The organism is Limimaricola cinnabarinus, from assembly GCF_047631075.1.
In the GTDB taxonomy this organism is placed as follows: Bacteria; Pseudomonadota; Alphaproteobacteria; order Rhodobacterales; family Rhodobacteraceae; genus Limimaricola; species Limimaricola cinnabarinus.
Genome location: NZ_JBLHYX010000015.1, coordinates 56,658 through 75,783, shown reverse-complemented (window position 1 = coordinate 75,783; position 19,126 = coordinate 56,658). Strand labels below are relative to the sequence as shown.

General features: G+C 66.7%; 20 protein-coding genes. 9 read left to right on the top strand and 11 right to left on the bottom strand.

Going from position 1 to position 19,126, the window contains the following annotated elements:
• Positions 1 to 3 precede the first annotated feature (3 nt).
• From ACJASC_RS13000 to ACJASC_RS12990, 3 genes are all read right to left on the bottom strand, one after another.
• The gene (locus ACJASC_RS13000; protein WP_415146415.1) at positions 4 to 483 is read right to left on the bottom strand and encodes a formate dehydrogenase subunit gamma; all 480 of its coding nucleotides are present in this window, start codon (positions 481 to 483) and stop codon (positions 4 to 6) included.
• Between the two features lie 93 nt (positions 484 to 576).
• Positions 577 to 1,461, bottom strand: a complete 885-nt coding sequence (locus tag ACJASC_RS12995; RefSeq protein ID WP_415146414.1) for a LysR family transcriptional regulator — start codon at positions 1,459 to 1,461, stop codon at positions 577 to 579.
• A gap of 13 nt (positions 1,462 to 1,474) precedes the next feature.
• On the bottom strand, positions 1,475 to 2,059 hold the full coding sequence (locus ACJASC_RS12990) for a hemerythrin domain-containing protein (RefSeq protein ID WP_415146413.1): 585 nt from the start codon (positions 2,057 to 2,059) through the stop codon (positions 1,475 to 1,477).
• A gap of 362 nt (positions 2,060 to 2,421) precedes the next feature.
• Here ACJASC_RS12990 and ACJASC_RS12985 point away from each other — a divergent pair, with 362 nt between their 5' ends.
• The 5 genes from ACJASC_RS12985 to ACJASC_RS12965 all read left to right on the top strand — a co-directional run bounded on the left by ACJASC_RS12985 (position 2,422) and on the right by ACJASC_RS12965 (position 8,217).
• Complete coding sequence (locus tag ACJASC_RS12985; protein ID WP_415146412.1) at positions 2,422 to 4,065, top strand: peptide ABC transporter substrate-binding protein; 1,644 nt, start codon at positions 2,422 to 2,424, stop codon at positions 4,063 to 4,065.
• 90 nt (positions 4,066 to 4,155) lie between these two features.
• Complete coding sequence (gene oppB, locus ACJASC_RS12980) at positions 4,156 to 5,079, top strand: oligopeptide ABC transporter permease OppB (protein WP_021692428.1); 924 nt, start codon at positions 4,156 to 4,158, stop codon at positions 5,077 to 5,079.
• Positions 5,080 to 5,090: 11 nt separating this feature from the next.
• A complete protein-coding gene (locus ACJASC_RS12975; RefSeq protein WP_021692429.1) occupies positions 5,091 to 6,023 on the top strand; it encodes an ABC transporter permease subunit in 933 nt (310 codons plus the stop codon).
• Complete coding sequence (locus tag ACJASC_RS12970) at positions 6,023 to 6,997, top strand: oligopeptide/dipeptide ABC transporter ATP-binding protein (protein ID WP_415146411.1); 975 nt, start codon at positions 6,023 to 6,025, stop codon at positions 6,995 to 6,997. The genes ACJASC_RS12975 and ACJASC_RS12970 overlap by 1 nt, the downstream gene beginning before the upstream one ends.
• On the top strand, positions 6,997 to 8,217 hold the full coding sequence (locus ACJASC_RS12965; protein ID WP_415146410.1) for an oligopeptide/dipeptide ABC transporter ATP-binding protein: 1,221 nt from the start codon (positions 6,997 to 6,999) through the stop codon (positions 8,215 to 8,217). Before ACJASC_RS12970 ends, ACJASC_RS12965 begins: the two co-directional genes overlap by 1 nt.
• A 230-nt stretch (positions 8,218 to 8,447) precedes the next feature.
• Here ACJASC_RS12965 and ACJASC_RS12960 read toward each other — a convergent pair whose 3' ends face one another.
• The 8 genes from ACJASC_RS12960 to ACJASC_RS12925 all read right to left on the bottom strand — a co-directional run bounded on the left by ACJASC_RS12960 (position 8,448) and on the right by ACJASC_RS12925 (position 15,639).
• Entirely contained in the window at positions 8,448 to 8,813 is a 366-nt protein-coding gene (locus tag ACJASC_RS12960; protein ID WP_021692432.1) for a response regulator, read from the bottom strand.
• The gene (locus ACJASC_RS12955; RefSeq protein WP_415146409.1) at positions 8,806 to 9,852 is read right to left on the bottom strand and encodes a sensor histidine kinase; all 1,047 of its coding nucleotides are present in this window, start codon (positions 9,850 to 9,852) and stop codon (positions 8,806 to 8,808) included. The genes ACJASC_RS12960 and ACJASC_RS12955 overlap by 8 nt, the downstream gene beginning before the upstream one ends.
• A 130-nt stretch (positions 9,853 to 9,982) precedes the next feature.
• Complete coding sequence (gene rimO / locus ACJASC_RS12950; protein WP_415146408.1) at positions 9,983 to 11,362, bottom strand: 30S ribosomal protein S12 methylthiotransferase RimO; 1,380 nt, start codon at positions 11,360 to 11,362, stop codon at positions 9,983 to 9,985.
• Positions 11,363 to 11,381: 19 nt separating this feature from the next.
• Positions 11,382 to 12,227 carry a metal ABC transporter permease gene (locus tag ACJASC_RS12945; protein WP_415146407.1) on the bottom strand — a complete coding sequence of 282 codons (846 nt, stop codon included), beginning with the start codon at positions 12,225 to 12,227 and terminating at the stop codon, positions 11,382 to 11,384.
• Positions 12,224 to 13,072 carry a metal ABC transporter permease gene (locus ACJASC_RS12940; protein ID WP_415146406.1) on the bottom strand — a complete coding sequence of 283 codons (849 nt, stop codon included), beginning with the start codon at positions 13,070 to 13,072 and terminating at the stop codon, positions 12,224 to 12,226. Before ACJASC_RS12940 ends, ACJASC_RS12945 begins: the two co-directional genes overlap by 4 nt.
• On the bottom strand, positions 13,069 to 13,965 hold the full coding sequence (locus ACJASC_RS12935) for a manganese/iron ABC transporter ATP-binding protein (RefSeq protein ID WP_415146439.1): 897 nt from the start codon (positions 13,963 to 13,965) through the stop codon (positions 13,069 to 13,071). Before ACJASC_RS12935 ends, ACJASC_RS12940 begins: the two co-directional genes overlap by 4 nt.
• The gene (locus tag ACJASC_RS12930; protein ID WP_415146405.1) at positions 13,965 to 14,852 is read right to left on the bottom strand and encodes a metal ABC transporter substrate-binding protein; all 888 of its coding nucleotides are present in this window, start codon (positions 14,850 to 14,852) and stop codon (positions 13,965 to 13,967) included. The genes ACJASC_RS12935 and ACJASC_RS12930 overlap by 1 nt, the downstream gene beginning before the upstream one ends.
• Positions 14,853 to 15,045: 193 nt before the next feature.
• Positions 15,046 to 15,639: a GcrA family cell cycle regulator gene (locus tag ACJASC_RS12925; RefSeq protein ID WP_021692440.1), complete on the bottom strand. Its 594-nt coding sequence runs from the start codon at positions 15,637 to 15,639 to the stop codon at positions 15,046 to 15,048.
• Positions 15,640 to 15,828: 189 nt separating this feature from the next.
• On the opposite strand from ACJASC_RS12925, the gene ACJASC_RS12920 reads away from it, so the two are divergent.
• The 4 genes from ACJASC_RS12920 to ACJASC_RS12905 all read left to right on the top strand — a co-directional run bounded on the left by ACJASC_RS12920 (position 15,829) and on the right by ACJASC_RS12905 (position 19,113).
• Positions 15,829 to 16,632, top strand: coding sequence for an ABC transporter permease (locus ACJASC_RS12920; RefSeq protein ID WP_415146404.1), 804 nt, complete (start codon positions 15,829 to 15,831; stop codon positions 16,630 to 16,632).
• The gene (locus ACJASC_RS12915; RefSeq protein ID WP_415146403.1) at positions 16,629 to 17,090 is read left to right on the top strand and encodes a GNAT family N-acetyltransferase; all 462 of its coding nucleotides are present in this window, start codon (positions 16,629 to 16,631) and stop codon (positions 17,088 to 17,090) included. The genes ACJASC_RS12920 and ACJASC_RS12915 overlap by 4 nt, the downstream gene beginning before the upstream one ends.
• A gap of 348 nt (positions 17,091 to 17,438) precedes the next feature.
• Positions 17,439 to 18,623 carry an aspartate aminotransferase family protein gene (locus ACJASC_RS12910; RefSeq protein ID WP_021692443.1) on the top strand — a complete coding sequence of 395 codons (1,185 nt, stop codon included), beginning with the start codon at positions 17,439 to 17,441 and terminating at the stop codon, positions 18,621 to 18,623.
• Positions 18,613 to 19,113, top strand: coding sequence for a GNAT family N-acetyltransferase (locus ACJASC_RS12905; protein WP_021692444.1), 501 nt, complete (start codon positions 18,613 to 18,615; stop codon positions 19,111 to 19,113). Before ACJASC_RS12910 ends, ACJASC_RS12905 begins: the two co-directional genes overlap by 11 nt.
• The last annotated feature ends 13 nt before the right edge of the window (positions 19,114 to 19,126 follow it).

The window sequence follows — 19,126 nt, the reverse complement described above, 5'->3', positions numbered from 1 at the left end:
TGCTCATGCGTCCACCTCTTCGAGCAGCGATTTCAGCCGCGCCTCGTCGACCCGCGCCACGACGCGGCCGTCGAGCATCATCGCCGGGCCGTTTGCGCAAAGCCCGAGGCAATAGACCGGCTCGAGCGTGACGCCGCCATTCGCGCTGGTGCCATGCCATTCGACGCCGAGCCGCGCCTTGGCGGCCGCTTCGATGCCCTGGCCGCCACGAGCCTGACAGGCCTCGGCGCGGCAGATCTTGAGCATGTGGCGGCCCGCGGGCTCCTCGCGGAAATCATGGTAGAAGCTGACCACGCCATGCACTTCGGCGCGGCTGATGTTCAGCCCGGCGGCGATGATCGGCAGCGCCTCGGGCGGCACATAGCCCCATTCGGCCTGCACGGCGTGCAAAATCGGCAGCAGCGGTCCTTCGAAGGTCGCGTGATCCGCAAGGATCGCACCAAGGCGGCCCTCCAGATCGGCGGGGGCTGGCGGTGTCGGCATCGGCTGGCTCCTCCTCGAGTCTTCCGCGCATACAACGGCATGCCCACATGCAATATCAATATCGCGGTTTCGTGCCGCGATAGAGAAACCCTATCAAGCCCGGTCGAAGCGCCGCGCCTCGGAGAGAAGCGCCGAGAGCAGCGGCGTGTGCGGCTCGCGCCATGGCGCGATCAGCCCGATCCCGTGCGCGGCGTCGGGATCGGTGACGGGGCGGGCGACCAGTGGCTGGCCCTGCAGGAAGATCGCCGCCGCGCGCTCCGGCAGAATCGTGACCCAGCCCGAGTTCAGCACGTGGGAGATCAGCACGATGGTCGAGTTGGTCTCGACCCGGGGTGCCACTTCGATGCCCGCCCCGGCGAGATGCCCCGCGATGATCCGGCGGTTCTGCATGTCGGGGGTGAGCAGGCACAGATCCGTCCCGCCCAGATCGGCCCAGCGCAGCCGTTCATGCGTGGCCAGCCCGCAATCGGCCCGCATGATCGCGACATAGCGTTCGGTATAGAGCGGCACGGTGACGACCCGGCCCATGGGTTCGTTGTCGAGATAGCCGATCCCGGCATCGACCTCGTGATCCTCGATCGCCGCCAGAAGCTGCGTCGTGGTGGTCGAGCGGACCGAGAACCGCAGGTTCGGATGCGCCGCGGCAAAGCGCGAGGTGAGCTGTGTCACCGCGCCCAGCGCGGTCGGGACCACCGCGAGCCGCAGCACGCCGGTCAGACCCTCGCGCGCGGCGCGCAGTTCCTCCTTCATGCCGCGCACGTCGCCCGAGATCCGCCGTGCCCAGTCGCGCACGCGCTCGCCCTCGGGCGTCAGCCCCTGAAACCGCGATCCGCGCCGCACCAGCATCACGCCGAGTTGATCCTCGAGCTGCCGGATCGCCGCCGAAAGCGTCGGTTGCGTGACCCCCATCGCCTCGGCGGCGCGGCCGAAATGTTCAGCCTTGGCCAGCGCGAGAAACATCTCCAGCCGGTCGATCATCCCGTGGCCCTCGTCATCCCAAGGCCCCCGTGCCGTGATGCAGCAGCACCGGCACCACCAGTTCCTCCTCGTCGACGAGATGCCGGTCGAGAAAGCGCTCAAGACCTTCGAGCCGCGCAGCGAAGCGCGCCGCCTCGCCGCGCATTTCGGCAGGGGCGTCGGCGACGCCGATCAGCGCGTTCGCGGCTTCGACGAAATCCGCCAGATGCGCGTCGAGCGCGTGGTGATCGCCGTCGAGCAGCGCGAAGCCCGCCTCCAGCCGGGGCTCCATCGCCGACAGGCGGGGAAAGTAATGCGCGTCCTCGATGCCGTGATGGCCGTGCAACTCGCCCACGAGCCGCCCACCGATCCGCGACAGCGCGGCGGCAAAGCGCGCCGGATCGGCGCCGTCGGCGGCAGCTTGGGTTTCGCGCGTCAGGATCGCCAGCATCTCGCGGAACGAAAGATGCTTGGAGAGCCAGAATCGCACCAACCCGTCGAAATTCGGATCAGCCTGCCAGCCCGCCCGGGGATAGTCGTCGAGCAGCACGCGCAGCGCGTCCGGCAAGCCGTCGCGGGCCCCGAGTCCCAGCGCGGGATCGTTCGGATCGGTTGTCATCGGATAGGTCCTCCCGTCCGAAAAGTAGCCCGGTGGGGCGTCCGGGGCGAGAGGCGGCAAAATCCCGCGCGTCTGAATGATCACGTTTCTCGGCCCGCCGGGGCAGGACTGAAACGTGAAGTTGTCGTGCAATGGCGTCTGCGCAACATCAATCATGCGAATACACACCCGATTTCGCCATAAGGTTGCTTGGCGCGGATGACGCATGGGAAATGGGGCCGCCGCGCTGTCGCGTGGTCATGCGGCGATAAGTCTTGCAAATAACGGTCGATCGCAAAAGGATCGTGCCACAACCACGCCCGCAAAGGGCGGAGCTGCATCCGACGCGGGCCGACCCGCGTCCTCCAGACAGGGATGACCACATGACCTTGAAGACCCATCTTCTCGCCGGTACCGCGGCGCTTTTCGCGCTTAGCGGCGCGGCGCATGCCGAAAGCCACGCGATGATGGAGCACCCCGAGACCGGGGAAAAGCTCGCCACCGACCAGAGCTTCACCTACCGGGTGCTCGACGAGTTTCCCTCGATCGACCCCAACCTCATCGAGGATGTCGAGGGCTCGGCCATCGGCCGCCAGCTGTTCGAAGGCCTGATGAACCAGGACGAGAAGGGCGACGTGGTGCCCGGCGTGGCGACCGGCTACGAAGTCTCCGAGGACGGGCTGACCTACACCTTCACCCTGCGCGACGACGCCAAGTGGTCGAACGGCGAGCCGGTCACCGCGAACGACTTCGTCTATTCGTGGCAGCGCGCCGCCGATCCCGCGACGGCGTCCGAGTACCAATGGTACATGGGGCTGATGAAGATCGCCAACGTCGACGAGGTGATCGCGGGCGACATGGAGCCCTCCGAGCTCGGGGTGAAGGCCGTGGATGACCTCACTTTCGAGGTGACGCTGTCGCAGCCGCTGCCCTACTTCCCGCAGATGGTGACGCACACCACCACCTTCCCGGTGCCGCAGGCCACCATCGAAGAGCATGGCGATGCCTGGACCCAGCCCGGCAACATGGTCTCGAACGGCGCCTATGTGCTCGAGGACCGCGTTCCGCAGGAATACATCACCCTTGCCAAAAACCCCGAATACTGGGACGCCGAGAACGTCATCATCGAAGAGGTGAAGGCGCTGATCATCAACGACGAGAACCAGGCGCTGACCCGCTATCTCGCCGGTGAGTTCGACCAGACCGATGTGCCCGCAGGCCAGTTCCCGCGTCTCGCGGAGGAGCACCCCGAACAGGCGATCTCGGTGCCGAACCTGTGCACCTACTACTACAACCTGAACGTCTCCGAGAGCGGCCCCGAAGCGCTGGCCGATCCGAAGGTGCGCGAGGCGCTCTACCTCGCCATCGATCGTGACGTGATCGTCGAGAACGTCGTCGCCGGCGGCCAGAAGCCGGCCTATACCCTGACCCATTGGGCCACCGCAGGCTTCGAGGTTCCCTCGGTCGAGGCGGCGCAGATGAGCCAGCAGGAACGCAACGAGCGCGCCAAGGAGCTGATGTCGGAGGCCGGCTATGGCACTGATGGCGAGGCGCTGACGCTCGACCTGCTCTACAACACCTCCGAGTCGCACAAGCAGGTCGCGACCGCGATCGGCCAGATGTGGAAGCAGACGCTCGGCGTCGACATCTCGATGGCCAACATGGAGTGGCAGACCTTCCTCGAGGAGCGCCACAACAGGAACTACGAGGTGGCGCGTGCCGGCTGGTGCGCCGACTACAACGAGGCGTCGTCCTTCCTCGACATCATGGACACGAACTCGTCCTACAACGACTCAGGCTTCAACAACGAGACGTACGACTCGCTGCTGACCGAGGCGAAGACCTCCGAGGATCCGTTGCCGCTCTACACCGAGGCGGAGACGATCATCACGCAGGAGTTCCCGATCCTGCCGATCTACCACTACGCCACCGTGTTCATGATGGACGAGACCATCAAGGGCTACCCGCTCGAGAACGCGCAGGACAACTGGTACGCCAAGGATCTCTACCGCGTCGCCGGTGAGTAATTTCTGATCGAAAGACCGCCGCGCCCCCTGGCTCATGCGCCGGGGGGCGCGGTCCATTTCCGCAGATGCGGAAACGAGGTATCATCCCCCATGTTGAATTACGTTCTCAGGCGCGTCGCCATCGCGATCCCGACGATCCTTCTGCTCGTCGTGATTTCCTTTGTGCTGATGTATGCCGCCCCCGGCGGCCCCTTCAATTCCGAGCGCCCGCTGCCCGCGCAGGTGATGGCCAACATCGAGGCGCGCTACGGGCTCGATCAGCCCTATTGGAAGCAGATGACGACCTATATCTGGAACGTGGTCGTGCATTTCGACTTCGGCCCGTCGTTCCAATACCGCGACCGCACCGTCAACGACGTGATCGCCCAAGGCTTTCCGGTGACGCTCACCTACGGGTTCTGGAGCTTCATCGTCGCCCTCGTGGTGGGCGTGGCGCTGGGCGCCGCCGCCGCGATCCGGCACAACTCGTGGCTCGACTACCTCGCCGTCGGCATCTCGATCGGCGCGCAGGTGCTGCCCAACTTCGTGATGGCGCCGATCCTCGTGCTCGTGTTCACGCTGTGGCTTGGCTGGTTGCCGGGCGGTGGCTGGCAGGGCGGGCAGATCGAATACATCATCCTGCCGGTAATCGCGCTCTCGACCTCCTACATGGCCTCGATCGCGCGGATCACCCGCTCCTCGATGCTCGAAGTGCTCAATGCCGGTTTCATCAGGACGGCGCGCGCGAAGGGCCTGCCGACCAGCCGGATCATCTGGAAGCACGCGATGAAACCGACAATGCTGCCGGTGCTGAGCTATCTCGGGCCCGCCTTCGTCGGCATGATCACCGGCTCGGTCATCATCGACGTCTTCTTCTCGACCGGCGGCATCGGACAGTTCTTCGTCAACTCCGCCTTCAACCGCGACTACTCGGTCATCATGGGGATCACCATCCTCGTGGGGGTGCTGACCGTCACGTTCAACCTCGTGGTCGACCTGCTCTATGCGTGGATCGATCCGAAGATCCGCTACTGAGGAGGGGTCCCATGTCGCTCAATCCCGATCCCGGCACCGCCGACCGCCTGCTCGCCGCGCAGGCCGCCGCCGACGTCAAGGGCCGCTCCTTGTGGAAGGACGCGCGCCAGCGCTTCATGCGCAACCGTGCGGCCACAGCCGGGCTGGTGGCGCTGGTGCTGATCTGCATCTTCGCCTTCTTCGGCGGGTTTCTCGCCCAGTACGAGCCCGATTACGTCGATTTCTCGCTGATCGGCTCCAACGCATCGCAAGGCGTGCCCTCGATCGAGACGGGGCATTATTTCGGCACCGACAGTTCGGGCCGCGACCTCTATGCACGCACCGTGCAGGGCACCCGGATCTCGCTTCTCGTGGGCATCGTCGGCGCGGGCGTCGCGGTGATCGTCGGTACGCTCTATGGCGCCATCGCAGGCTACAAGGGCGGGCGCACGGACGGCGCGATGATGCGCACGGTCGATATCCTGATGTCGGTGCCGTACATGTTCGTCCTGATCCTGATGCTGGTGATCTTCGGCCGCTCGATCCTGATGCTGTTCATCGGCATCGGCCTGATCTCGTGGCTCGACATGTCGCGCATCGCCCGCGGCCAGACCCTGACCATCAAGGGCAAGGAGTTCGTCGAGGCCGCGCATGCCACGGGCGTGCGGCCGATGACGATCATCCTGCGCCACATCGTGCCGAACCTTCTGGGGCTCGTCATCGTCTATGCCACACTCCTCGTACCGCAGATGATCATCACCGAGAGTTTCATCAGCTTTCTGGGCCTCGGGATTCAGGAGCCGAACACCTCGCTCGGCGCGCTGATCTCGAACGGCGCCAGCAACATGCAGTACGGCGTGATCTGGCAGCTTGCCTTTCCGCTCTTCTTCTTCGTCATCACCCTCTTCGCCTTCTTCTTCGTCGGCGACGGTCTGCGTGATGCACTCGACCCCAAGGATCGCTGATGGCCCTGCTCGACATCGAAGACCTGCGCGTCACCTTCACCACCGGCGACGGCGAGGTGAACGCCGTCAACGGGGTCAGCTTCTCGGTGGATGAGGGCGAGACCCTCGCCATCGTCGGCGAAAGCGGCTCAGGCAAGAGTCAGACCGCCTTCGCCGCGATGGGGCTTCTGGCGCGCAACGGCCGCGCCACGGGGCAGATCCGCTATGACGGGCGCAACCTGCTGGAGTTGAAACAGAAGGAGCTGAACCGGGTGCGTTCTGAAGAGATCGGCATGATCTTTCAGGACCCGATGACCTCGCTCAACCCCTACATGCGGATCTCGGACCAGATGGCCGAGGTGCTGACGCTGCACAAGGGCATGACCAAGCGCGACGCGGTGGCCGAGGCCACGAAGATGCTCGACGCGGTGAAGATCCCCGACGCCAGGAACCGCATCACCATGTTCCCGCACGAGTTCTCGGGCGGCATGCGGCAGCGGATCATGATCGCCATGGCGCTGTTGTGTCAGCCGCGCCTGCTGATCGCCGACGAGCCGACCACCGCGCTCGACGTCACCGTGCAGGCGCAAATCATGGAGCTGATGGCCGAGATCCGGGCAGAGTTCGGCACCGCGATCGTCCTGATCACCCATGACCTCGGCATCGTCGCGGACACCTGCGAACGTACGCTGGTGATGTATGGCGGCCAGATCATGGAGACCGGCCCGACCGACAAGCTGTTCGAGCGGCCGACCCATCCCTACACGCTGGGGCTCTTGCGCGCCGTGCCGCGGATCGATCGCGACGATGAGACGCTCTCGACCATCGCGGGCGAGCCGCCGGATATGTCGCGGCTGCCCAAGGGCTGCCCCTTCACGCCGCGCTGCGCTTGGGCGCATGGGCCGTGCCCGACGCTGCGCCCCGAGCTTCTGCCCGCCGAAGGTTTCCCCGAGCTGCGCCGCGCCTGCCATGCCCCCGTCGAGGAGGTGAAGTGATGACCGATCCCAAGGACGACAAATTCGCCGAGGCCTCGGGCCGCGACGAGGCGGGCGACCCGATCCCTGCCGCGCCGCCGGCAAGCGCGACGCCTGTAGCGACGCCGCCATCGCCCGGGCCCGCCGAGGTGGCACACAAGGACGCGCCGGTCGCGAAGGAGGCCGGCAATGGCGGCCGGCCCGACCGCACCGGCACGCTCGCCGCGCCGATCCTGCGGGTCGAGGATCTGCGCGTCGCCTTTGACATCCGCCCGCGCGGCGCCTGGCCCTGGACGCCGTCGAAGAAGCTGCACGCCGTGGGCGGCATCAGCTTCGACCTCGCGCCTGGCGAGAGCCTCGGCGTGGTGGGCGAAAGCGGCTCGGGCAAATCGACGCTGGCGCGCGCCATCGTCGGCACCATTCCCTCGACCGGCGGGCGGATCGAGTTCGAGGGCCAGGACCTCGCCTCGATGTCCGAACGCCAGCGCCGCGTCCACCGCAAGGACGTGCAGATGGTGTTCCAGGACCCTCTGGCCGCGCTCAACCCGCGCATGACGGTGGGCGACATCATCGCCGAGCCACTGGTCACGCACGAGCCCAAGACGCCCCGCAAGGAGGTCCGCCGCCGGGTGGCCGAGCTGATGGAGCGGGTCGGGCTGCTGCCGAACCTCGTGAACCGCTACCCGCACGAGTTCTCGGGCGGGCAGTGCCAGCGCATCGGCATCGCCCGCGCGCTGATCCTGCGCCCCAAGCTGCTGATCTGCGACGAGCCGGTCTCGGCGCTCGACGTGTCGGTGCAGGCGCAGGTGGTGAACCTTCTGAAAGAGCTGCAGCGCGACATGGGGCTGGCGATGATCTTCATCGCGCATGACCTGTCGGTCGTGAAGCACGTATCGGACCGGATCGTGGTGATGTATCTGGGCCGGGTGATGGAGGTGGCGAAATCGAAGCCGCTCGTCACCAACCCCGAACATCCCTACACGCAAGCGCTCATCGCGTCGGTGCCGATCCCCGACCCGGTGCTGGAGCGTGCGCGCAAGCGGCCGGTACTGGGCGGTGAGCTGCCTTCGCCGATGAACCCGCCCTCGGGCTGCGTGTTCCGCACCCGCTGCCCCAAGGCGCATCCCGATTGCGCCGATGGGCTGCCGCCGATGCTCGATCTGGGCGACGGCCACCGCGTGGCCTGCCCTTATCACGAAGAGCCCAGCGTGCTCGACGCCGCGCGGCAGATGGCGGGCTGACGACACAAGAGGGGGCGCGCGGGGCCGCGCCGTCGGTTTGGAGCGTGCAAGTTACGAGGAAGGGGAGCGCGCGGCGTTCCCTTTTTTTCCTGTCGGCGGACCGGTGCTGTCGGGCGAAAGCCCCGAAGCGCCGTCGTGACTTACGGGCCGCTGTCGGGAGGACGTCGACCGCACCTGTGGACAAGCTACGACGCGCAGACCGTATGTCTTCCCTGGGCAGTCAGACCGTCTCAGTCGCCAAGGGCCGCCCGCGCCGCCGCGAGAAGCTGCGTCGGGTCGTAGGGCTTTTGCACACAGCGATGCGCGGCGTAGCCCCCCGCCAGTCCCGCCGCCGCATAGCCAGTGGCGAAGACGAAGGGGATCTCGCGCTGGATCAGCTGCTCGGCCACCGGATAGCTCGTCTCGTTGCCGAGATTGACGTCTAGGATCGCCACGTCGAGATCGGCTTGCTGGACGGCATGCAGCGCTTCGCTGAGCCGCATCGCTACGGTAACGCGGCACCCGGCCTCTGTCAGCACGTCCTCGCCCAGCATCGCAACGAGGCTCTCATCCTCGACCAGCAACACCCGCACGCCATCAAGGCTGCCCTCACCCATGCGCATAGTCCCGTCCGGGTTCGAGCGCCACGGGGTCGGGGAGCTGCGGCAACAGCATCTCGATCCGGCAGGTCAGGCCTTCGGGCGCGAACCCGACCTTGGCGGTGCCGCCGAACTCCATCGTCACCTGGCGCTCGATCAGGCGCAGGCCAAAGCCCTTGCGGCTGGGTTCGACCACGGCGGGACCGCCGGTCTCGCGCCATGCGAGGGCAAGGGTGGTGCGGTCGTCCTGCGCAGGCGTGGCGGTCCAGCTCAGTGCCACCTCGCCGCCCTCGCGGCTCAGCGCACCGTAGCTGCGCGCATTGGCGAGCAGCTCGTGCAGCGCCATCGACAGGCTCACGGCGGCCTTGGGGTGGATATCGATATCCGGCCCCGTCACCGACATCCGCCCCTCGGGCACCTGATCGACGACCGCATCGGCGATGACCCGCAGCGACGCGCGCGCCCATGCGGTTTCGGTCAGCACGTTGTGGGCGCGCGACAGGGTGGTGAGGCGGCCTGAAAACCGCTCGAAGGTCTCGGCGTCGGAGCCCTTGAAGGTCTGCCACGCGATCGACTGCACCGTCGCGAGGGTGTTCTTGACCCGATGGTTCAGCTCGTTGACGAGCAGGCGCTGCCGCTCATCGGCCCGCTTCTCCGCGGAGATGTCGCGCACCTCGATGATGGTGCCGATGGTCTGGCTTTCCTCGTCGCGGATCGGGCTGGCGGTAAAGCCCACGGGGTAGAAATGCCCGTCGCGATGAACGAAGACCTCTTCGCCTTGGGTCTGGTTGTGCTCGGGAAAGGCACGGTCGATCGCGCATTCATGCAGCGGAAACGGCGTGCCGTCAGGATAGGTGTGATGGATGATGTCGTGTAGCGGCCGATCCAGTTCCACGACCTCGTCGAGGGTCCAGCCGGTCAGGATCTCGGCGGCACGGTTCATGTAGACGCATTGCTGCCGGTCATCCATTAGGAAGATCGCGACGCTGGCATTGTTGAGAACGGCATGCAGCCGTCTCTGAGCGTCATCGAGCGGGCGCGCCTGCAGGTCAGTCATTGAACTTCGAGTCTCCGTCGCGAACGCCTGATCGAACATGTCATCCCAACATGATCCCGACCAGCGGCCATTTTCAGACCATCTAGTGCCAGACGCGAGGCGGCAACACCGTTCCCCGCGTTACATTCAATCAACTTCCCACCATCCGACCCCAGAGGTCGTATTCGCCCGCCTCGTCGACCTTGACGGTGAGCATGTCGCCGGGCTTGAGGATCTTGTGGCCCTCGTCGATGAAGAGGTTGCCGTCGATCTCGGGCGCGTCGGCCATGGTGCGGCAGGTCGCGGCCTCCTCGTCGACCTCGTCGACGATCACCTGCAGGTGCCGGCCGACCTTGGCCTGCAGCTTGGCCTCGGAAATCGCCTGCGCCTTTTGCATGAAACGCTCCCAGCGCTCCTGCTTGACATCTTCGGGCACGTGATCGGGCAGGTCGTTGGAGCGCGCCCCGGCGACATTCTCGTATTTGAAGCAGCCGACCCGGTCGAGCTGCGCTTCGTCGAGCCAGTCGAGCATGTAGTCGAACTCGGCCTCGGTCTCGCCGGGATAACCCACGATGAAGGTTGAGCGCAGGGTGATGTCGGGCGCCATCGACCGCCATGCCGCGATTTCGTCGAGGGTCCGGGCCGAAGCTGCGGGACGGGCCATGCGTTTCAGCACGTCCGGATGACCATGCTGGAACGGGATGTCGAGATAGGGCAGCAGCCCCGAGGCCGGATCGGCCATCAGCGGGATCAGGTCGCGCACATGCGGGTAGGGGTAGACGTAGTGCAGCCGCACCCATGCGCCCAAGGAGCCCAAGTCGCGCGCCAGATCGGTGATGTGGGCGCGGTGGCCGCGATCCTCGGCATGGCGGATATCGAGGCCGTAGGCCGAAGTGTCCTGGCTGATCACCAGAAGCTCGCGCACGCCCGCTTCGACGAGCTTTTCGGCCTCGCGCATCACCGCATGGGCGGGACGCGACTGCAGCCGTCCACGCATGTCGGGGATGATGCAGAACTTGCACTTGTGGTTGCAGCCCTCGGATATCTTCAGATAGCTGAAATGCCGCGGCGTGAGCGAGATGCCGCGTGCGGGCAGCAGGTCGACGAAGGGGTCGGGCGAGGGCGGCACCGCGCCATGCACCGCATCGAGGACCTGCTCGTATTGATGCGGGCCGGTGACGGCGAGCACCTTCGGATGCGCGCCGGTGATGTAGTCGGGTTCGGCCCCGAGGCAGCCGGTGACGATCACCTTGCCGTTCTCGTTCAGCGCCTCGCCGATGGCATCGAGGCTCTCGGCCTTGGCGCTGTCGAGAAAGCCGCAGGTGTTGACGATCACCGCGTCCGCGCCGGCGTAGTCGGGGCTGATCGCATAGCCCTCGGCCCGGAGCCGGGTCAGGATGCGCTCGCTGTCGACCAGCGCCTTGGGGCAGCCGAGCGAGACCATGCCGATGGTCGGCTGGCCGGGGCGGGCGACATCGGTGAAGCGCGCCTTGGGGGCGAGGTCGGGACGGAGATCGGGAGGATTCTGCATCCGCGCGATCTAATCGCTCTCACGCCTTCTGGGAAGCCCCCCCGGTCTCGGCGCGGCGGATCGTGAACGACTTCCAGATGAAGGCGGCGATGAAGATCAGCGTGAGACCGAGGATGATCGTCGGCGCGGGCGCGCTGTCGATCCAGAAGCTGGCATAGACGCCGCCCCAACCCGCCACCAGCGTCACCGCCACGGCGACCATGAGCATCGTGCCGAAGCGTCGGGTGACCAGAAACGCGATGGCGCCGGGCGCGATCAAGAGACCGATGGCGAGGATGATGCCCACCGCCGAAAGCGTTGAGACGATGGTGAGCGACAAGAGCGCCAGCAGCCCGTAATGAAACAGCGCGACCGGAAGTCCCAAGGCGCGGGCATGGGCCGCATCAAAGGCGTGCAGCATGAGATCGCGCCAGCGGGCGAGCAGCGCGAGGCTGACCACTCCGCCGACGATCCCGGCGGTCCAGAGATCCTGAGCATCGATGCCCAGCATGTTGCCGAACAGGATGTGGTCGAGATGTACCTCGCTCTCGATCCAAGTGTAGAGCACGAGGCCGATGCCGAACATGCCGGAGAACACGACGCCCATCACCGTGTCCTGCTTGATCCGGCTGTGATCGGTAAGAAAGCCGGTGAGCAGCGCGCAGGACATGCCCGCGACGAAGGCGCCGATCAGCAGCGGGATGTTCAGGATATAGGCCAGCACCACGCCGGGCAGCACCGCGTGGCTCACCGCGTCACCCATCAGCGACCAGCCCTTGAGCACCAGAAAGCACGACAGGAGAGCGCAGGGCACCGCGATCAGCCCCGCGATCACGAAGGCGTCGCGCATGAAGTCGAGCTGAAACGGAAGCAGAAGCTCGTTCATAGCGCTGCCCTCGCACGCGCCCGCGCCGCCAGCCAGCCATGCTTGGGCGCGAAGACGAAGGTGAGAAGGAAGATCAAGGTTTGCAGGCTGATGATCACGCCGCCCGTCGCGCCGTCGAGGAAGAACGAGACATAGGCACCGACGAAGCTTGTGACCGCGCCCAGCGCCACGGCGATGACGATGAGGCGCGGAAAGCGGTCGGTGAGCAGGTAGGCGGTGGCGCCGGGTGTGACCACCATGGCGATGACGAGAAACGCGCCCACGGTCTGCAAGGCGGCGACGCAGGCCGCCGACAGCAGCACGAAGAAGACAAAGCGCAGCAGGCCGGGACGCAGGCCCACGGAGCGCGCATGCGTCTCGTCGAAGAAGGTGACCATGAGGTCCTTCCACTTCAAAAGCAGCACCGCCATGCAGACCGCGCCGATGATGGCGAGTTGCAGCGTGTCCTCGGGCGTGATGGCGAGGACGTTGCCGAGGATGATGGTCTGCACGTCCACCGGGGTGGGCGAGACCGAGACCATGAACAGCCCCAGCCCGAAGAAGCCGGTGAAAATGAGGCCGATCACGGTGTCCTCCTTGAGGCCGGTGCGCTGGTTAAGAAACAGCATCGCGGCCGCCGCCAGCCCGCCCGAGAGGAACGCGCCCAGCGCGAAGGGCAGGCCCAGCATGTAGGCCCCCGCGACGCCTGGCACGATGGAGTGCGAGAGCGCGTCGCCAATCAGCGACCAGCCCTTGAGCATCAGATAAGCCGAGAGAAAGGCGCAGACCGCGCCAACGAGGGCCGAGACCCACATCGCGTTGAGCATGTAGCCATAGGTGAAGGGCAGGGCGAGCGTCTCGATCATTTGCTGCCCCCGCTCTCGCCGCCGGTCTGCTGGCGGTCGTCATAGAAGACCAGCGGGCGTTCGTCATCCGACAGGATGCGCAGCTTGCGCGCATCCTCGTCCTGATGCAGCTCCGCGCCGCCCAGCACGAAATGGCGCAGCACACCGCCGAAGGCGCGTTCGAGGTTGTCGCGGGTGAACACATCGCGTGTCGGCCCATGCGCAAGGACGGTGCCCTTCACCAGCACGGTGCGGTCGCAGAACTCGGGCACGCTACCGAGGTTGTGGGTCGAGACCAGCATCACCCGGCCCTCGTCGCGCAATTCGCGAAGGAGGCGGATGATCGCCTCCTCGGTCTGCACGTCGACACCTGTGAATGGCTCGTCGAGCAGGATCACGCGTCCGTCCTGCGCCAGCGCACGCGCGAGGAACACCCGTTTGCGCTGCCCGCCCGACAGCTCGCCGATCTGGCGGTGCCGGAAATCGCTCATGCCGACCCGCTCCAGCGCCGCCGTGACGGCGCCATGATCGGCCGCGCGCGGACGGCGCAGGAACCCCATGCGCCCGTAGCGGCCCATCATCACCACGTCTTCGACCAACACCGGAAAGGTCCAGTCGACCTCCTCGGCCTGCGGGACATAGGCCACCAGCCCGGATTTCAGTGCCTGCTTCACCGGCTGCCCAAGGATCGATATCGAGCCGCGCGACAGCGGCAGGAAACCCATGATCGCCTTGAACAGCGTCGATTTGCCCGCGCCGTTGACCCCGACCAGCGCCGAGATCGTGCCCACGGGCAGCGAAAAGCTCGCATTGCGCAGCGCCGTGACGCCGTTGCGGTAGGAGACGGTCACGCCATCGGCGGCGAGCCCTGCGCCCGCGCCTTGCGCATGTTCGGGAAAGGCGCGCGCATCCATCATTCGACCCCGTTCAGGCCGCGCGCGACGGTCTCGGTGGTGACGCGCAAAAGGTCGAGATAGCTCGGCACCGGGCCGTCGGCCTCGGAGAGCGAATCGACATAAAGCTCGCCACCGTAAGCCGCGCCTGTTTCACGTGCGACCTGCTTCGCCGGGTCGGTGTTGACGGTGCTTTCGCAGAACACCGCCGGGATCTCGTGCTCGCGCACCCCGTCGATTACCTTTCGCACCTGCTGCGGCGTGCCGGTGGCGTCGGCGTTGATCGGCCACAGATAAAGCTCGTTCAGCCCGAGGTCGCGGGCGAGATAGCTGAACGCCCCCTCGCAGGACACGAGCCAGCGCTTGTCTTCGGGCACCCGTGCGATCTCGGCGCGCAGCGGCTCGATCACCGCCGCGATCTCCTCCTTGTAGCTTGCAGCGTGCGCGGCATAGGTCTCGGCGTTCTCCGGGTCGGCCTCGCTCAGCGCGTCGCGGATGTTGTCGACATAGATCGCGGCGTTGTCGGGGCTCATCCACGCATGCGGGTTGGGCTTGCCGTCGTAATCGCCCCCCGAAATCGAGATCGGCTCGATGCCTTCGGAGATCACGGCGGTGGGCCGGTCGCCCGCGTTGTCGAGGAACTGCTCGAACCACAGCTCGAGATTCAGCCCGTTCCACAGCACCAGATCGGCGTCCCGCACGCCCAAGATGTCGCGCGGCGTGGGCTGGTAGTTGTGGATCTCCGCGCCGGGCTTGGTGATCGACACGACCTCGGCCGCGTCGCCCGCGACATTGGCCACCATGTCGGCGATCACGGTGAAGCTCGTCGCCACCTTGATCTTGTCTTCGGCGGCGGCGGGCAGGGCCAGCAGCGAGGCGCCGAGGGCGAGAAGGGGCAGGGTGCGCATGGATGTCTCCGGACTGCTAGGGGTGTCGCAGGGGATAAGATGCGAACGGTTCGCAGGAAGTCAACTGGATTGAGAATAATTCGCAACTAAACGCGTGGTGCCGACGTGGCCGGGGCAGGGCGCGGCGTTCGGCAAACGAAAAGGGCCGCTTCCGAAGAAGCGACCCTTTGTTCAGGCCCTTTGGTTTGCGGCTTCAGCGGCGGCGGTCGCGGCGCGAGGACATCGGTTGGAAGGCGACGCCGACATGGGCCTCGCAATAGGGCTTGCCCGATTGGGTCGGCAGGCCGCAGAACCAGAAATTGTCGGTCGCGGGATCGCCCACCGGCCATTTGCAGGTCTTCTCGGTCAGCTCCATCAGGGTCAGCTTCTTGGCGCCCTTCTCGATCTCGGACACCTTGGCGAGCGCCTCGGGGCTGATTTCGTTGGCCGAGGGCTGCGGCGGCAGCGGCTGACCGGCCGGGATGATGGCGCGCCGCGCCGCGCTCATCGGGATCGGCGCGTCGTCCTCGTCCTCCGCCTCGGTCTTCGGTTCGGGCTTGGCCTGCGGCGCGGGCGCGGGCTCGGGCCGCGCGGCCGTGGGCTGCGCAGGCGCGGAGGGCGCCGTCTGGGGCGCGGGAGGCGCGGGCTGCGGCGCCACGCCGGTGCGGTTCGACAGGCCCAGGCGATGGACCTTGCCGATCACGGCGTTGCGCGTCACGCCACCGAGTTCCTTGGCGATCTGGCTCGCCGACTGGCCCTCGTTCCACATTTTCTTGAGCGTTTCGACGCGCTCGTCGGTCCAGGACATGCAATGCCTCCGATCGGTTGGGCGGTGGCCCGCCGTTTCAGTTGCGACGTGCCGATTTACACAGCCACGCGCGGCAGTTCAACCCGCACCGCGCGTCGCGGCGCGTGTCGATGCAGATGCGATGCCATCTCCACCAGCCTTGCCACCGCGCGCATGACGGCTACAACCCCGACCTCAGGAGGCACGCATATGAGCATCGACACCGACCAGGGGATCCGCCGTTTCGGCCGGTTCAACACATTGGGGACCGCAACGCTCGCAAGCCGCGAGATCCGCCGCTTTCTCAACGTCTGGGCGCAGACGGTGATGGCGCCGCTGATCAACGCGGCGCTGTTCCTGCTCATCTTCACCATCGCCATCGGCCCGCAGAGGGGCGACGTGATGGGGGTGGCTTTCCTGCATTTCCTCGCCCCCGGCCTGCTGATGATGACGGTGATCCAGCAGGCGTTCGCCAACACCTCGTCCTCGCTGGCTTCGGCCAAGGTGCAGGGCAACATCGTCGACACGCTGATGGCGCCGCTGTCACCGGCCGAGGTTCTGGCCGGCTACGTCGCGGGATCGGTGGCGCGCGGGCTGATCGTCGCGGTGGTCATCACCATCGGCGTCTGGCTATTTCTCGGCGTCGGTCTGGCGCATCCCTTCTGGGCGCTGGTCTTCTGGGTGTTCGGCTCGATCTTCATGGGATCGCTCGGACTCATCGCCGGGATCTATGCGCAGAAGTTCGACCAACTCGCCGCGATCACCAATTTCCTCGTGACGCCGCTCGCCTTCCTGTCGGGCACCTTCTACTCGATCGACGCGCTGCCGGGCTTCATGCAGGTGATGAGCCACGCCAACCCGTTCTTCTACCTGATCGACGGGGCGCGCTACGGCATGATCGGCGTGTCAGACAGCTCGCCCGTTCTGGGCCTCGGCGTGGCGCTGGTGTCCTGCTTGGTGGTGGTCGGCCTGGCCTGGACCTGGCTGCGAAAGGGCTACAGGCTCAAGCCGTGAGCCTGCTGCGCGACGCCGTTCCCGCCGATTTCGAACGCCTCGCCGTCGGGCTGCCGCCGCAGGGGCTCTTGCTGCCCGAAGCGGGGCTGGTGACGGCGCCGGTGGCGATGCTGCTGGCGCGGCGCTGCGAGGATCTGCGCGCGTTGCAGGGCTGGGGCGCCTGCCTGATCGTCGAGGGCGATCTCATGGTCGGCTTTGTGCTGCTCAACGGCACGGATGCGGCGGGTCATGCCGAGTTCGGCTATGCCGTCTCGCCGGGCCAGCGCGGCCGCGGGCTTGCGGGCGCGGCGGTCGGGGCCTTCGTGACGCGCGCGGGCGACGAGGGGCTCGGGGCGCTTCTGGCCGAGACCGATCCCGGCAATGCGGGCTCGATCCGGGTGCTGGAGCGCAACCTCTTCACCCCCGTTCCCCCGACGCGCGAGGGGCGGCTGCGCTGGCGGCGCTACCTGCGCCGATAGAACGGGTCATCGGCAAGATCCGGCGCGGACGGCTGTTTCCGGGGTCTGATCTGCATCTGCCGTAGCTTCGATACGGATTGCGAGATTGCGCCGCGCCATGTGCCTCCGGGCGTTCGGGATCATCCGACATCGCCTCCGGCCCGCACGGCGGTTTTCCTCTTTTCGTCCGCGTCTTCCTCGCCTAACGTCGCGCCCATGACGCAGATCGCCGCCTTTGCCGCCCCCCGACGCCGACGCTGAAGCCCACCCGCTTCGCGACGCGGCCTCTTTTGCGTCTTCCTCCCCCCGCGACAATTGACTCGCCCCTGCCGCTGCGGCACCAACGGGGCCTCTTACAGGACCATTGCCATGATCCCCTCGATCCTGCCGACCTACAACCGCGCGCCGCTGTCCTTCGTGAAGGGCGAGGGCGTCTGGCTGCAGACCGAGGACGGGCGGCGATATCTCGATCTCGGCGCGGGTATCGCGGTCAACGCGTTGGGGCACGCCAACCCCGATCTCGTGGATGCGCTGACCACCCAAGCGAACGCGCTGTGGCATGTGTCGAACCTCTACCAGATCCCGGCGCAGCAGAAGCTGGCCGACGCGCTGGTCGAGCGCACCTTCGCCGACACCTGCTTCTTCACCAACTCGGGCACCGAGGCGATGGAGCTGGTGGTGAAGATGGCGCGGAAATACTGGCATGATCAGGGCCAGCCCGAGCGGACCCGCATCCTGACCTTCGAAGGCGCGTTCCACGGTCGGTCCTCGGCCGCGATCGCCGCCGTCGGGACCGAGAAGATGACCAAGGGGTTCGGGCCGCTTCTGTCGGGTTTCACGCAGCTGCCATGGGGCGATCACGAGGCGCTGCGCGAGGCGGCGGCGCAGGCCGATGTCGGCGCGATCCTGATCGAGCCGGTGCAGGGCGAGGGCGGCATCCGGCCCGTTCCCGACCAGTGCCTGAAGGGGCTGCGCGACCTGTGCGACGATATCGGCGCGCTGTTGATCTTCGACGAGGTGCAGTGTGGCATGGGCCGGACCGGCAAGTTGTTCGCCCATGAATGGGCGGGCGTCACGCCGGACATCATGATGGTCGCCAAGGGCATCGGCGGCGGCTTTCCCCTAGGTGCGGTGCTGGCGACCGAGGCGGCGGCGGCCTGCATGGTGGCGGGCACGCATGGCTCGACCTATGGCGGCAACCCGCTGGCCTGCGCCGTGGGGGCGAAGGTGATGGAGATCGTCGCGAGCGAAGACTTCCTCGACGGCGTCCGCGCCCGGTCGGGACGGCTGCGCCAAGGGCTCGAAGGGCTCGTCGCCAGCCACCCGGAGGTGTTCGAGGGCGTGCGCGGAACCGGGCTGATGCTCGGGCTGAAATGCAAGGGCGCGCCGGCCGATCTGGTGCAGGCGGGCTATGCCGAAGGCGTGCTCACCGTGCCTGCCGCCGACAACGTGGTGCGCCTGCTGCCGCCTCTCAACATCGCCGAGGCCGAGATCGACGAGGCGCTGTCCCGGCTCGACCGGGTGGCGGCGCGGGTCGGGTCCGATGCCGGGTAACTACCGCTTCAGGCCGCTGGTCGCCTCCGACCGGCGGCTCTTCGACCGCTGGCTGGCGGAGCCGCATATCGGCGGCTGGTGGGGCGATGCCGCCACCGAATGGGCCGAGATCACCCGCGACTGGGCCGAGGGCAACACCGGCACCGACATGCGCATCGTCGAGCATGAGGGGCATCCCTTCGCCTATGTGCAGGATTACGAAGCGCATTTCTACGACATGCCGCATTACGCGCAGCTCCCCAAGGGCGCGCGTGGCATGGATTCCTTCCTTGGTGATCCGGCCTATCTCGGGCGCGGCCACGGGGCGGCCTTTTTGCGGGCGCGGGCCCTGCAGCTGATCGCCGCGGGCGCACCGCTCGTCGCGGTCGATCCTTCGCCCGACAACACCCGCGCCATCGCCGCCTATCTGCGCGCAGGCTTCGAAGGCGACGCCGTGATGCCCTGCGAGGACGGCACGCCGATCCGGCTGATGACGCTGGCGCGGGCATGAGATCACCGTTCAC

Excerpts from the sequence above, each read along its gene's own strand:
- ACJASC_RS12910 (WP_021692443.1), top strand. The coding sequence starts at position 17,439 with ATGATCCCCTCGATCCTGCCGACCTACAACCGCGCGCCGCTGTCCTTC.
- ACJASC_RS13000 (WP_415146415.1), bottom strand. The coding sequence starts at position 483 with ATGCCGACACCGCCAGCCCCCGCCGATCTGGAGGGCCGCCTTGGTGCG.
- ACJASC_RS12985 (WP_415146412.1), top strand. The coding sequence starts at position 2,422 with ATGACCTTGAAGACCCATCTTCTCGCCGGTACCGCGGCGCTTTTCGCG.
- ACJASC_RS12940 (WP_415146406.1), bottom strand. The coding sequence starts at position 13,072 with ATGATCGAGACGCTCGCCCTGCCCTTCACCTATGGCTACATGCTCAAC.
- ACJASC_RS12930 (WP_415146405.1), bottom strand. The coding sequence starts at position 14,852 with ATGCGCACCCTGCCCCTTCTCGCCCTCGGCGCCTCGCTGCTGGCCCTG.
- ACJASC_RS12920 (WP_415146404.1), top strand. The coding sequence starts at position 15,829 with ATGAGCATCGACACCGACCAGGGGATCCGCCGTTTCGGCCGGTTCAAC.
- ACJASC_RS12975 (WP_021692429.1), top strand. The coding sequence starts at position 5,091 with ATGTCGCTCAATCCCGATCCCGGCACCGCCGACCGCCTGCTCGCCGCG.
- ACJASC_RS12960 (WP_021692432.1), bottom strand. The coding sequence starts at position 8,813 with ATGGGTGAGGGCAGCCTTGATGGCGTGCGGGTGTTGCTGGTCGAGGAT.
- ACJASC_RS12945 (WP_415146407.1), bottom strand. The coding sequence starts at position 12,227 with ATGAACGAGCTTCTGCTTCCGTTTCAGCTCGACTTCATGCGCGACGCC.
- ACJASC_RS12965 (WP_415146410.1), top strand. The coding sequence starts at position 6,997 with ATGACCGATCCCAAGGACGACAAATTCGCCGAGGCCTCGGGCCGCGAC.
- ACJASC_RS12970 (WP_415146411.1), top strand. The coding sequence starts at position 6,023 with ATGGCCCTGCTCGACATCGAAGACCTGCGCGTCACCTTCACCACCGGC.
- ACJASC_RS12995 (WP_415146414.1), bottom strand. The coding sequence starts at position 1,461 with ATGATCGACCGGCTGGAGATGTTTCTCGCGCTGGCCAAGGCTGAACAT.
- ACJASC_RS12905 (WP_021692444.1), top strand. The coding sequence starts at position 18,613 with ATGCCGGGTAACTACCGCTTCAGGCCGCTGGTCGCCTCCGACCGGCGG.
- ACJASC_RS12990 (WP_415146413.1), bottom strand. The coding sequence starts at position 2,059 with ATGACAACCGATCCGAACGATCCCGCGCTGGGACTCGGGGCCCGCGAC.
- ACJASC_RS12955 (WP_415146409.1), bottom strand. The coding sequence starts at position 9,852 with ATGACTGACCTGCAGGCGCGCCCGCTCGATGACGCTCAGAGACGGCTG.
- oppB (WP_021692428.1), top strand. The coding sequence starts at position 4,156 with ATGTTGAATTACGTTCTCAGGCGCGTCGCCATCGCGATCCCGACGATC.
- ACJASC_RS12925 (WP_021692440.1), bottom strand. The coding sequence starts at position 15,639 with ATGTCCTGGACCGACGAGCGCGTCGAAACGCTCAAGAAAATGTGGAAC.
- ACJASC_RS12935 (WP_415146439.1), bottom strand. The coding sequence starts at position 13,965 with ATGGATGCGCGCGCCTTTCCCGAACATGCGCAAGGCGCGGGCGCAGGG.
- rimO (WP_415146408.1), bottom strand. The coding sequence starts at position 11,362 with ATGCAGAATCCTCCCGATCTCCGTCCCGACCTCGCCCCCAAGGCGCGC.